Annotated in this window: 10 protein-coding genes; 7 read left to right on the top strand and 3 right to left on the bottom strand. The window is 61.2% G+C overall.

Annotated features, from left to right (window positions below; all coding sequences use genetic code 11):
* Positions 1 to 13 precede the first annotated feature (13 nt).
* On the bottom strand, positions 14 to 970 hold the full coding sequence (locus tag IDM28_RS13020; protein WP_150569033.1) for a ribonuclease Z: 957 nt from the start codon (positions 968 to 970) through the stop codon (positions 14 to 16).
* 221 nt (positions 971 to 1,191) lie between these two features.
* Here IDM28_RS13020 and IDM28_RS13015 point away from each other — a divergent pair, with 221 nt between their 5' ends.
* On the top strand, positions 1,192 to 2,559 hold the full coding sequence (locus IDM28_RS13015; protein ID WP_188036141.1) for a PAAR domain-containing protein: 1,368 nt from the start codon (positions 1,192 to 1,194) through the stop codon (positions 2,557 to 2,559).
* 628 nt (positions 2,560 to 3,187) lie between these two features.
* Here the strand turns inward: IDM28_RS13015 and IDM28_RS13010 are convergent.
* A complete protein-coding gene (locus IDM28_RS13010; RefSeq protein ID WP_101320073.1) occupies positions 3,188 to 3,736 on the bottom strand; it encodes a lipocalin family protein in 549 nt (182 codons plus the stop codon).
* Between the two features lie 170 nt (positions 3,737 to 3,906).
* Between IDM28_RS13010 and IDM28_RS13005 the strand changes: the two genes are divergently transcribed.
* The 3 genes from IDM28_RS13005 to tcuB all read left to right on the top strand — a co-directional run bounded on the left by IDM28_RS13005 (position 3,907) and on the right by tcuB (position 7,574).
* On the top strand, positions 3,907 to 4,833 hold the full coding sequence (locus tag IDM28_RS13005; RefSeq protein ID WP_101320071.1) for a LysR family transcriptional regulator: 927 nt from the start codon (positions 3,907 to 3,909) through the stop codon (positions 4,831 to 4,833).
* Positions 4,834 to 4,957: 124 nt separating this feature from the next.
* Entirely contained in the window at positions 4,958 to 6,412 is a 1,455-nt protein-coding gene (gene tcuA / locus IDM28_RS13000) for an FAD-dependent tricarballylate dehydrogenase TcuA (protein ID WP_188036140.1), read from the top strand.
* Positions 6,393 to 7,574: a tricarballylate utilization 4Fe-4S protein TcuB gene (gene tcuB / locus IDM28_RS12995; protein WP_188036139.1), complete on the top strand. Its 1,182-nt coding sequence runs from the start codon at positions 6,393 to 6,395 to the stop codon at positions 7,572 to 7,574. Before tcuA ends, tcuB begins: the two co-directional genes overlap by 20 nt.
* 41 nt (positions 7,575 to 7,615) lie before the next feature.
* On the opposite strand, the gene IDM28_RS12990 is transcribed toward tcuB, so the two are convergent.
* A complete protein-coding gene (locus IDM28_RS12990; RefSeq protein ID WP_101320065.1) occupies positions 7,616 to 8,509 on the bottom strand; it encodes a LysR family transcriptional regulator in 894 nt (297 codons plus the stop codon).
* 147 nt (positions 8,510 to 8,656) lie between these two features.
* Between IDM28_RS12990 and IDM28_RS12985 the strand changes: the two genes are divergently transcribed.
* The 3 genes from IDM28_RS12985 (at position 8,657) to IDM28_RS12975 (ending at position 12,481) form a co-directional block, all read left to right on the top strand.
* A complete protein-coding gene (locus tag IDM28_RS12985; RefSeq protein ID WP_101320064.1) occupies positions 8,657 to 9,730 on the top strand; it encodes a 4-oxalomesaconate tautomerase in 1,074 nt (357 codons plus the stop codon).
* A gap of 125 nt (positions 9,731 to 9,855) precedes the next feature.
* On the top strand, positions 9,856 to 11,160 hold the full coding sequence (locus IDM28_RS12980; RefSeq protein ID WP_150572467.1) for a CitMHS family transporter: 1,305 nt from the start codon (positions 9,856 to 9,858) through the stop codon (positions 11,158 to 11,160).
* 67 nt (positions 11,161 to 11,227) lie between these two features.
* Positions 11,228 to 12,481: an OprD family porin gene (locus IDM28_RS12975; RefSeq protein ID WP_188036138.1), complete on the top strand. Its 1,254-nt coding sequence runs from the start codon at positions 11,228 to 11,230 to the stop codon at positions 12,479 to 12,481.
* Positions 12,482 to 12,488 lie beyond the last annotated feature (7 nt).

Below are 12,488 nucleotides of genomic sequence, written 5' to 3'. Positions count from 1 at the left end.
ACTGTCGGCCAACTCACAGCGCTGCGAGCAGGCCATCCTTGCCCAGGTGATAACGCTGCAGGTCCCGAGCCAGCGTCAGTTGCCCGCTGTAATGGGCCTGCGCCTCCTGGCGCACATCATCGATGGACGGGCTGCGCTGCGGGTTGTCCTGATAACGGGCGCTGAAGTGAGTCAATACCAGGTTCGGTACACCTGCAGCCTCGGCAAATTGCGCGACAGCCGCCGCAGTGCTGTGGCCGAAGTTCGATTGCGAGCGTTGCAGCACAGGTTCGGTGAAGGTGGCTTCATGCACTAGCACATCGGCACCTTTGGCAACCTCGGCCAGCAGAGCGGGTGAGTCGTTGTCGCCGCAGACGACGATGCGCCGGGCCGCTCGGGATGCCTTCAGGTAAGTCAGCGTGTCGAGCACACGACCTTCATGTTCGACCTGCCGGCCATGGGCCAGATCACCCCACAGCGGCCCGCGCGGGATGCCGTCGGCTTGCAGGCGCTCGGTGTCCAGGCGCGGCTCCGGGTTGATTTCGGTGAACACAAAGCCATAGCTCGGCACCCGGTGCGACAGCTCTACTGTAGTCACCGCAACCTGCGCGCTGCGCCAGTCCTGCAGCGTTTCTACCGCCAGCAGATGCAGCTCGAAGGGCAGATAGGTCTGGCTCACCGCCAGGCTCAGGCGCAGCCACTCATGCAGTGCCAGCGGCATGATCAGTTCGAGCGGTTCGCTGCGCCCGGACATTCCCGCGCTGGCGAGCAATCCCGGCAGCCCGTAGCAGTGGTCACCGTGGACATGGGTGATGAATATCCCGCGCAGATCACGCATCGACAGTGATGTGTGCAGTAACTGATGCTGGGTGCCTTCGCCGCAATCAACCAGATACCAGCTTTTGCCGGACGCTTCGATGACTGCTGTCGCGCTGACGTTGCGGGCCTTGGTGGGTACCCCAGACGAGGTGCCCAGAAACTGCAGGTCCATTGCAGGATCCTCTTGGGTTCGGAGGGCTATTTTAGCCTTGCGTTGGCTGACTGATGAAGACTCTCAAAGCAGGTTTGAGCGTTTTGGCTGTTAGGAAAAGTCTCCGGCCGTAAGACTTTTCGCTCAATGTAGTAGGGCGCATCCTGTTCGCTTTTGGCGGGGAAAAATACCGGTCAGAAGCTGCTAGTTTCCCTCGCTCAACAAGCACTGGGCGTTTGCAGATGCGCGTGATAATTGACGGTAAAGGTCAAGCTGTCGATGGCGATGATACGACAACGGGTGCGGTGTGCATCGCCACGGGTGATGGCTACATCTGTGATGGGCGCATGGTCCTGCGTGTCGGCGACAAGACCACGGCCTGCCCGTTGTGCGCCGAACCAGGCACTGTTGCCGAAGGCGCGCCGTGCTTTATCTCCGATGGCAGCGAAGTGGCGGTCGATGGTTCGCTGGTGCTGTGCGCTTGCCCGCCCGGTACCAACCGAGTTGTAGCGCCACCTGACTTTGTTCCACCCTGGCGGGAGACAAGGTCTTCGCGCGTGGTCGGCCCAAGCGCGCAGAGCTTTGGTCAGCCTGTGCACTTCGTTGATAGCCGGCCGTACATCAATGAGCCAGGCTTCCATATTGTCCAGCGCAACATGTCCTTCCCGCAGGTGCTGATGCAGTTAGCCGGGCAGGACAGCACCTTGCCGATCTCGCGCCTGCAGCTGCTCAACCCGACGTTCCAGCAAGGCTTCAAGGCCGGAGAGATTTTCGTCATTGGTGACCCCGACAACGGCGACGCCTGCACCCGCGAAGAAGCTCAACTGATGGCCGCCGCACAGCAGGCCCGCGACTCGCTGGCGCTGCTCGACTACGACGAAGCCGAATTCATGATGGAGCACCAGGCTGAAATTGCAGGGCTGCTGACAGGCGCCAGCCAGTCCATGGGTGTCGGTAAGGATGTACTGGAGCAAGGCCTGAGGCAGGTCCGGGCGACCTTGCTCGAAGTCGACCAGTTACACAAACAGCAGTTCGCCAAGTTCGGCCACCTGAACAGCCCGGAGTTTTTTGCTAGTCGACAGAAGTTGCTCAGGCAACTGGATGGACAGTTGAAGGCGGCGTTTTTGAACAAGCGATTGAACCTTGGCCCTTACGAGCGTCTTCGTCGTGATTTGAAGATTTCTACCAAGAGTCTGGTTCATCACTGGTCAAAGGCCGGCGGGCCGGGGCAGATTCCGGGGTATGCCACGCATTTGGATGAGGTGGCGAAGGCGGCCAAGTACGTCAAGTATGGCGGACACATCGGCACAGCCTTGGGAGGTACATCGTCTTATTTGAAGGTGGAGGAAGTATGTCGAGCGGGCGAGACGGAGGAGTGCAAGCGGATTCGGTTTACAGAGGCGGGTAGTTTTATAGGCGGACTCTCTGGCGGATCTCTCGGTGCAGCCGGTGGCAAGGGAGCCGCTGTAGCGGTATGTGGCTTCGCTGGTCCTTATGCACCTCTTTGTAGCCTAGTGATGGTGGGCGCCGGTGCAATAATCGGTGGTAAGTATGGTGGGTCGCTTGGAGAGGTGGGAGGTGAGGTTATCTATGAGGAAACAACGCAGTGATGAATATCCCTGAATCATGGTCGCTAGACCTAAAGCTGTGGCTCTTCGTGACCCCATTTGTATTGATGTGGGCAGGGATGGGTTTGTATGTGTTTGTGATTCTGAGTCGGGATTTCAAATGTCTGCAACAGATCGTCTCTACCAATCCGAGATTAATTATTGTGATGCCGAGCAAATTTCGAGCGTTTAATGATAGGTGGTGGTTCGTTATAAATTTTTCTTGGTTGCTTCACTGTCGTCGTCTATATATACGGCGCGGTCAAATCACTGATGAAGATTTGAGGCTTATCCCTAGGGGCTTGCGTATTCGTCTTAATGTCGGAGGGCTGCTGATGTGTGTAGGGTTCGCGTGGATGCCGCTACTTCATTTAGTTATAACGTTGTGGTGAACCCGTCGCGGCTGGTCTGCGTACCTCTATCGGTGATTTGCTGTGAGTTGAGGTCGGGTGTCCCTGTGGAAAGTCTTTTAGTCTGAAAGAAACTGGGGAATCACATTTTTCAATGTTATAGCTTGAGGGTATCAGTGAGTGAATTAAATCGGAATGATTGTTGTCGAAAAGAAGCTGGAACTGTAAGTATATAGGTCGGAAGGTGTCGTGACACGTTAGCCCCTTCCGACCTATATCATCTAATCCGCCTTACGCCACACCAACTCACTCACGTCATACCCTTGCTCACGCGCCGTAGTCAGCAATTTCTCACGCGTTTCACTGCTGATGGTCGGCGTGCGCGACAGCAGCCACAGATACTCGCGGTTCGGGTGGCCGACCAGTGCAACCTGGTAATCCTGATCGTGGTACAGCACCCAGTACTCGCCCTTGGTCAAGCCGGGCAGAAGCTTGCTGAACCAGTTGTCGAACTTGACCCAGAGCTTGTCGGTCTTGCCCGGCACCTGTGGTTCGGCGGTGCCGTGGACTTCGTTCCACTTGCCGTCTTCTTCACGGCATCGATTGGTGACGTCGATCAGGCCGTCGGCGCGCAGGCCATATCGCGCTTCTGACTGCACGCAGTTGCGCTGGAAGAACATCGGCAGGCGGGCGACTTCATACCAGGTGCCTTGGTAACGCTGCAGGTCGACCTGCATGGTTGCCGGCGGTTTCTGGTTGTCGCTGGAGCTTGCGCAGCCGGCCAGCGCCAAGGCCAGGCATGACAGCAGCAAAGTGTTGCGTAGGATCATCAGGCACCTCCTGGAAACAGTCGAATGGTTTGTCTGCAACGTTCGATCCCAGCGCGCTGGGAAAGTGCCGATGTGCGGCCCAGCAGGTTGCAACATCACCGTCGAGCCAGCCATTGAGTTGTGCAAAGCTTTGAGTATAGGGTAGCCGCCCACCATCGCCCGAGGTCTCCATGGAACTGCGCCAATTACGCTACTACCTGGGTGTACTCGAACACGGCAGCCTCGGCCGCGCCGCCCTTGAGCTGGGTGTTGGCGCTTCGGCGTTGAGCCAGCAGCTGTCCAAGCTCGAAGGTGAGCTGTGCACGCGGCTGTTGACCCGCACCAGCACCGGCGTGACGCCGACTGCGGCCGGTTTGGCGTTCCAGCACCATGCCCGGCTGACACTGCGTCAGGCCGAGCACGCTGTGCTGGCCGCGCAGAGCGGGCGCATGAGCGGCTATGCCAGCGTAGGCCTGGCGCCCACAACAGCGTCGATCCTCGGCCTGCCGCTGATTGCGCGCATGCGCGAGCGTTATCCAGACGTGCGCCTGCATCTGGTCGAGATGCTTTCGGGTTATCTGGTCAACCAGCTCAACGCGCGCCATCTGGACCTGGCAGTACTGTTCCAGGCCGATGTGGGGCCGCGTTTGAGCCTGCGACCGCTGCTGCAAGAGCGCTTGTTTGCGTTGGTGCCAGCGGCGCTGGTGCGGGCGGAGTGGGGCGATAGCCTTAGCCTGGCACAGCTCAAGGATCTGCCGCTGGTGTTGCCCAGCGCCCAGCACGGTTTGCGCACTACACTGCGTTCAGCCTTCGAGCGGGTGGGGCATGAGCCTGACATCGTCATGGAGATCGACGGCCTGTCGTTGTTGATGGACGCGGTGTGTGCCGGCCACGCCGCAACCATCCAGCCAGGGGCCACGGTAGCGCGATCGCTGCAGGCGGGGCTGAAGGTGTTCGAGATCAGCGATGCCGACGCCGAGCGACGCAATGTGATGGTCAGCCTGGCCGAAGACGAACTGTCACCGGCGGCACTGGCCACGCGCATCGTGCTGTTCGACGTGGCGCGTGAGCTGGTCGAGCAAGGCCGGTGGCCCGGTGCACGGATGCTCTCGACCTGACCCTTTAGCAAAACTGCAGGCCCCTGTGCCGACAGCCCGTTTCGCCGTCCTGGGCAGCGCTCTAAAGTCGCCGCCATCGCGAGGAGCAACCGAACGCCCGTCTCCTCGCTGAACAGGAGGCGATATGATTGATGTGCTCGTCATAGGGGGCGGCAACGCAGCCCTGTGCGCTGCGCTGATGGCGCGCGAGGCCGGTGCCAGCGTGCTGTTGCTGGAAGCCGCACCGCGCGAATGGCGCGGTGGCAACTCGCAGCACACGCGCAACCTCAGGTGCATGCACGATGCGCCGCAGGATGTGCTGGTCGAGAGCTACCCGGAAGAAGAGTTCTGGCAGGACCTGCTCAAGGTCACCGGCGGCATGACCGATGAAAAGCTGGCGCGCCTGGTTATCAGAGCTTCGGCGACCTGCCGGGACTGGATGCGCAGCCATGGCGTGCACTTTCAGCCGTCGTTGTCCGGTGCCCTGCATACCGCGCGCACCAACGCCTTTTTCATGGGTGGCGGCAAGGCGCTGGTCAATGCCTATTTCCGCAGCGCCGAGCAGCTCGGCGTAGGTGTTCGCTACAACGCACCGGTCAGCCACATCGAACTTGACGGTGATCGTTTTGTGGCCGCCCATATTGGCCCTCGTCACGTCGATGGTCGCGACCTGCCCGCCGAACGTATCGAGGCGCGGGCCTGTGTGCTCGCCGCCGGTGGCTTTGAGTCCAATCGTGAATGGCTACGCGAGGCCTGGGGCCAGAACGAACGTGGCGAGTGGACTGCAGACAATTTCCTGATCCGTGGCACACGCTTCAACACCGGCGTGCTATTGCGTGGCTTGATGGAGCAGGGCGCCGACACCATCGGCGATCCGACCCAGGCGCACATGGTTGCCATCGACGCGCGTGCTCCGCTGTATGACGGCGGCATCTGCACCCGTATCGACTGCGTGTCGCTTGGCGTGGTGGTCAACCGTGACGGCCAGCGCTTCTACGACGAGGGTGAAGACTTCTGGCCCAAGCGCTATGCCATCTGGGGCCGCCTGGTCGCACAGCAGCCAGGGCAGGTGGGCTTTTCGATCATTGACCAAAAGGCGCTCGGGCGTTTCATGCCGCCGGTGTTTGCCGGCACCAAGGCCAATACCCTCGGTGAGCTGGCGCAGCAGCTCGGCCTGCCCGAGGGCGAATTCGTCGCCACCGTGCAGGCCTACAACGCAGCCTGCCAGGTCGGCACGTTTGACCACACTCGGCTTGATGACTGCCATACCCAAGGCGTGCAACCGGTCAAGAGCCATTGGGCGCGCCCGCTGGATACCCCACCTTTCTACGGCTACCCGTTGCGCCCCGGCGTGACCTTTACCTACCTGGGCCTGCGCACCGATCACACCGCCGCCGTGCACTTTGCCGGCAAGCCCAGCCCGAACCTGTTCGTTGCCGGTGAAATGATGGCCGGCAACGTCTTGGGCAAGGGCTACACCGCCGGCGTCGGCATGTCCATCGGCACCGCTTTCGGCCGGATTGCCGGCACCCAGGCGGCGGCAGCGCTCGGCTATCACCATCCTTCCAGCGAGATTACCCATGACTGCGCAACTGCTTGAACCGCGGCTGGTCGAGCCCAGCAAGGGCCACGGCGAACTGATCGCCGTGCTGAATGTGGACGAAAGCGAAGTCGACCGGCAGATGCGCATCTGTAATGCCTGCCGTTATTGCGAGGGCTTTTGCGCGGTGTTCCCGGCAATGACCCGGCGGCTGGACTTCAACAAGGCCGACATCCACTACCTGGCCAACCTGTGTCACAACTGCGGTGCCTGCTTGCATGCCTGCCAGTACGCCGCACCGCATGAGTTTGCCGTAAATGTGCCGAAGGCGCTGGCCACCGTGCGCGGCCAGACTTACTCGGACTACGCCTGGCCAAGCGCGTTCGGCCGGCTCTACCGGCATAACGGCACGCTGCTCGCCAGTGCACTGGCAGCCGGGTTGTCGCTGTTCCTGCTGCTGGCGCTGCTGGTCAATGGCACGCTGCTACCAGGGCGGCTGGCGGGGGATTTCTATGCGGTGTTCCCGCATAACACCCTGGCGTTGATGTTTGGCGTGGTCTTCGCCGCGGCCATGCTGGCGTTGAGCATCGCCGTCAGACGCTTCTGGCGCGAGGTCGCACCGGCAGACAGCCCGCCCGCAAGCAAGCATGCTGCGGTGGTGGAAGCCTCGACTGCGGCGCTGACACTGAAGTATCTGGACGGTGGTCATGGCCAGGGCTGCACCAACGAGAGCGACCGCTACACCTTGTGGCGCCGGCGTTTTCATCACCTGACCTTCTACGGTTTCATGCTCTGTTTCGCGGCGACGGTGGTCGCCACCGGTTACCACTACCTGCTGGGTGAAATGGCGCCTTATCCGTTGCTCAGCTGGCCGGTAGTGCTGGGTACTGTCGGCGGTGTGGGCCTGGTCATCGGCCCTGTCGGCCTGCTGGTGCTCAACCTGCGCCGCGACCCAGCGCATGGCGATGTCAGCCAGCGGCCGATGGACCGCGCGTTCATCCTGCTGTTGCTGCTGGTCAGTCTGACTGGCCTGGCCTTGCTCGGCTGGCGCGACACCGGAGCGATGGCAATCTTGCTCGCGGTGCACCTGGGCTGCGTGATGGCGCTGTTCCTGACCTTGCCCTACGGCAAGTTCGCCCACGGCATTTTCCGCAGCGCGGCGTTGCTCAAGTTTGCCATCGAAAAACGCCAGCCCGATCCGCACGGCCTGGGGGGCGAATGACGTCCGCTCAGTACCAGCGCAAGCCAGTCGCCGTGCACGGCTCAGCTGTTCGGCCATTTCTCCAGCAGAATGGCCACGAACTTCTCGGCAGCCGGCGACAGCGAGGCGCCGCGCCGGTAGACCAGGCCGAGGGTGCGGGTCACCTCTGGCTCGCTCAGCGGCACGCTGACCAGGGTAGGGTGGTCGGCGGCCGGCATGGCCAGGCTGGGCATGGCGGAGACGCCAAGGCCAGCCTCGACCATGCCCAGCGACGTCGACAAGTGCTGCACCTCATAGAACCACTTGGGACGCCAGCTCAGGCCGGACAAGGCATGGTCGAGCAGCATCCGGTTGCCGCTCAGGCGGCCTACGCCGATCAGGCGATAGTCGGCCAGCTGCGTCCAGGTCACCGAAGCGCGGCTGGCCAGCTCATGGTCACGGCGGCAGGCGAGGACGAACTTCTCCTCGACCAGCGGCACGAACTCAATGTCCGGGTGCTGGCCACTCATCATGTTGATGCCGAAGTCGGCTTCACCGCGCAGTACGGCCTCAAGCCCGTCGTTGGCGCTGAGATCGAGCAGGCGAATACGGATCTTCGGATATTGCTCGTTGTACAGGCGAATCACCGACGGCAAAAAGTAGAACGCTGCGGTCGGGATGCAGGCCAGGGTCACCTGGCCGGTCTGGCGTTCGGCCAGTTCGCGGATGCTCAGGATCGAGTCCTCGAAGTCATCCAGCAGGCGTCTGGCCTTGGGCAGGAAGTCGCGGCCGACACTGGTCAGGCTGACCCGGCGCGTAGTCCGTTCGAGCAACGGCGTACCCAGGCCTTCTTCTAGCTTCTTGATCCGCCGGCTCAGTGCCGGTTGAGACAGATGGAGCACATCAGCAGCTTCGTGGAAGCTGCCCAGTTCGGCGATTTTCACGAAAGATCTTATATCCTGGAGCTCATATTCCATGACGATTCTCTTCAGCAGTCCACGACTTTATTCATTTGCTGCACGCAATAATAGCTACGATCTTTGCATTGGATTGATTTATCGGTCCCTGTCACTCTTGTTTCCAACACATCAATACCCCCTATTGATCAACAAGAGTCAGTAGTCATGCAACGAATTCCTTGTGTTCTGATGCGCGGCGGTACCTCCAAGGGTCCGTTTTTCCATGCCTGGGACTTGCCGACCAATGTGGTCGAGCGTGACGAAATGCTGATCAACCTGATGGGCTCTGGCCATGAGCTGGAAATCGACGGCATCGGCGGCGGCAGCCCGCAGACCAGCAAAGTGGCGATCCTCAGCCCCTCGCTACATGCCGATGCCGATGTCGACTACCTGTTCGTTCAGGTCATGGTCGCTCAGCGCCGCGTCGATACTGCACCTAATTGCGGCAACATGCTCTGCGCAGTCGGCCCATTCGCCATCGAAGAGGGCCTGGTCAAGGCCACCGAAGGCAAGACCCTGGTGCGCATCCGCAACTTGAACACCGGAACCTTCGTCAACTCGCTGGTGGAAACCCCCGGCGGCATCGTCCGCTACGAGGGCCGCACTGCGATCGACGGCGTGCCGGGTACCGCAGCGCCGGTGCAGTTGACCTTCCTCGATGCCGTTGGTAGCAAGACTGGCAAGCTGTTCCCCACCGGTCAGGCCAGCGATGTGATCGATGGTGTCGAGCTGACCTGCATCGACATGGCCATGCCGATGATGATCATCGAAGCCAGCAAGCTTGGCGTTACCGGCGGCGAAAGCCCGGCCGAGCTCGAGGGCAACAGCGCGTTGATGCAAAAGATCGAAGCGCTACGGATCAAGGCCGGCGCGGCGATGGGCCTGGGCGATGTCAGCGGTATGGTCATTCCCAAACCCGTGCTGATCTCGCCAGCTAAATTCGACGGCACCCTGCAGGTGCGTTACTTCATGCCGCACGACTGCCATCGGGCATTGGCCATCACCGGCGCCATAGGCCTGGCGACGGCCTGCGTCAGCCCAGGCACGGTGGTCATGCAGATGCTCGGCGAGCGCGCCAATGGCCTTACTCAGGTGCGCCTGGAACACCCGAGCGGCAGCATCGATATTGCCCTGGAACGCACCGAAGGCAAGCCGATTCAAGCCTCGGTGGTACGCACTGCCCGGCGGCTCTTCTCCGGCTACGTCTACGCGCCGTCCGTGCGCAGGCTCGCCGGCTGATCGCTTTAAACGCTTTGTTTAACGATTGACATACAATCGCTCGCTGCCTTGCCGGGCATCGAGCGAGTCAGGCGCCGTCTGCCCGGCAGACGTGCACATTTACAATAAAAACAAGAGATACAGACATGCTCGCACTCCTCGGTTTGGTCATGGTAGTGACGTTCACCTACCTGATCATGAGCAAACGCTTATCCCCAATCGTGGCCTTGACGGTCGTGCCTATCGTATTTGCGGTGATCGGCGGCTTCGCCCCGGAAACCGGCAAGATGATGCTCGACGGCCTGAAAATGGTTGCGCCGTCGGCAGCCTTGTTGCTGTTTGCCATTCTCTTCTTCGGCCTGATGATCGATGCGGGCTTGTTCGATCCGCTGATCCGCAAGATCCTCAAAAGGGTCAATGGCGACCCGCTGAAAATTGCCATCGGCACCGCGCTGCTGTCGCTGCTGGTCGCACTGGATGGTGACGGCACCACCACCTACATGATCACCTGCGCCGCAATGCTGCCGCTGTACAAGCGCATCGGCATGAACCCGATGATTCTGGCGACCATCTCGATGCTGTCGCTGAGCATCATGAGCGGCATGAGCCCATGGGGCGGGCCGGCTACTCGCGCCATCGCTGCCTTGGGCCTGGACGCCACCCACTATTTCATCCCGATGCTGCCAACCATGATCGGCGGCGCCGCCTGGGTTGTGTTCACCGCGTTCCTGCTGGGCCGTAGCGAGCGCAAGCGCATTGGTAACATCAAGCTCGAGTCCGGTGGTGGCGACTGCTACATTAAGGCGATCCTGGAAGACACCCCGCACAAGCGTCCGCGCCTGGCCTACGTCAACCTGGTGCTGGTTATCGCGGTGATGACTGCGCTGGTGCTGGGTGTGATGCACGCGGCGATCCTGTTCATGATCGGTTTCGTTGCTGCGCTGATGATCAACTACCCGCAGCTGGACATCCAGAAAGAGCGCATCCTCGCCCACTCGGGCAATGCCATGACCGTGGTCCTGCTGGTGTTTGCCGCCGGTATCTTCGCGGGCATCTTCTCGGGCACGAAGATGGTCGACGCGCTGGCGCAGACTTTGGTTGACTGGATCCCGGATGCCTGGGGGCACTGGTTCCCGCTGGTGGTGGCGATCACCAGCATGCCGCTGACCTTCGTCCTGTCCAACGATGCCTACTACTTCGGCGTGGTGCCGATCCTGGCCAACGCCGCTGCTGCATACGGCATCGACCCGGTGGAAATCGCTCGCGCCTCGGTACTTGGCCAGCCGGTACACCTGATGAGCCCGCTGGTGGCTTCGACCCTGCTGCTGGTGGGGATGGTTGACCGCGATATCGGCGACTTCCAGAAAGCCACGGTTAAATGGGCGGTGTATACCTCCCTGGTAATCACCGCCCTGGCAGTCCTGACCGGCGCCATTTCGTTCTTCGCCTGACCTTGTTGGACGGGCACCGCTCGGTGCCCGCGCAGCCCTTCAAAAAACAATAAAAGAGTCCTCTGACATGCAATCACTCCTTCTGCGTGGGGCCGCCTGCGGCCTGTTCTGCGGCTGCCTGCCTGCGGCCGTCGCCGGCGGTTTTATCGAAGACAGCAAACTCAAGCTGCAACTGCGCAATGTCTACTTCAACGAGAACTTCCGTGACGAGCAGGGCATGACTGCCCGTGCTGCCGCCACTGCCAAGAGCGAGCGCACCGAATGGGCGCAGGGCTTTTTGCTGGATTACCAGTCAGGCTTCACCCAGGGCACCATCGGTGTTGGCCTCGATGCCATGGCGCTGGTCGGGGTCAAGCTCGACTCCGGTCGCGGCCGCAGTGGCACCGGCCTGTTGCCCGTGCATGACGATGGCCGCGCGGCCGACGAGTTCGCCAGCGCGGGTGTAACCGCCAAAGCCAAGCTGGCCAATACCGTGGTCAAGCACGGCACCTTGCTGCCCAAGACCCCGGTGCTGGTGCATAACGATGCACGCTTGTTGCCGCAGACCTACCAGGGCACTCAACTGGTCAGCACCGATATCGATGGACTGACCCTGACTGCCGGCCAGCTGGACCGCTTCAAGCAGCGCGATTCGTCCGACAGCACCGGGCTCTATGTCGACGGCTATCGCGGCGACGAGACCGGCGATTTCCGCTACGCCGGTGCTGACTATGCCGCCAGCAAAACACTGCGCCTGAGCTACTTCCATGGCGAACTGGAAAACTTCTACCGCCAGGACTTCGCCGGTATCCAGCACGACCTCAAGCTCGGTGGCGGCGTGCTGACCAGCGACCTGCGCTACTTCAGCAGCCATGACAGCGGTTCGGCCTACGCCGGCCGGATCGACAACGACATGCTCAGCGGCCAGTTGGCCTACGCCCGCAGCGGCCATACCGTAGGTGCCGGTTACCAGGTGCTCAACGGCGACGCCGGGCTGCCGTACATCAGCGGTGCGACCGTGTACTCGTTCAGCAACGTCGGCATCGGCAAGTTCATCGAGGAAGAAGAAAAGACCTGGATGGCCAGCTACGCCTACAACTTTGCTGCAGCCGGTGTGCCAGGCCTGACCTTCATGACCCGCTACCTGAGCGGTGACAATGGCCGTTCCGGCGATGCTGGCCTGAGCGAGTGGGAACGTGACATCGAGCTGGCCTACGTGGTCCAGTCGGGCACCTTCAAGGGGCTTGGCATCAAGGCACGTAACTACGTCTATCGCGCTGACTTCGCCCGCGGTCGTGACAGCAATCGGCTGTACCTGACCTACGACATTGCGCTCTGGTAAACGCGCA

Source organism: Pseudomonas sp. EZ-C24, assembly GCF_014525325.1.
GTDB lineage: Bacteria > Pseudomonadota > Gammaproteobacteria > Pseudomonadales > Pseudomonadaceae > Aquipseudomonas > Aquipseudomonas shirazensis.
The sequence above is the reverse complement of the archived record's forward strand: the minus strand, read 5'-3'. Positions and strand labels throughout refer to the sequence as shown.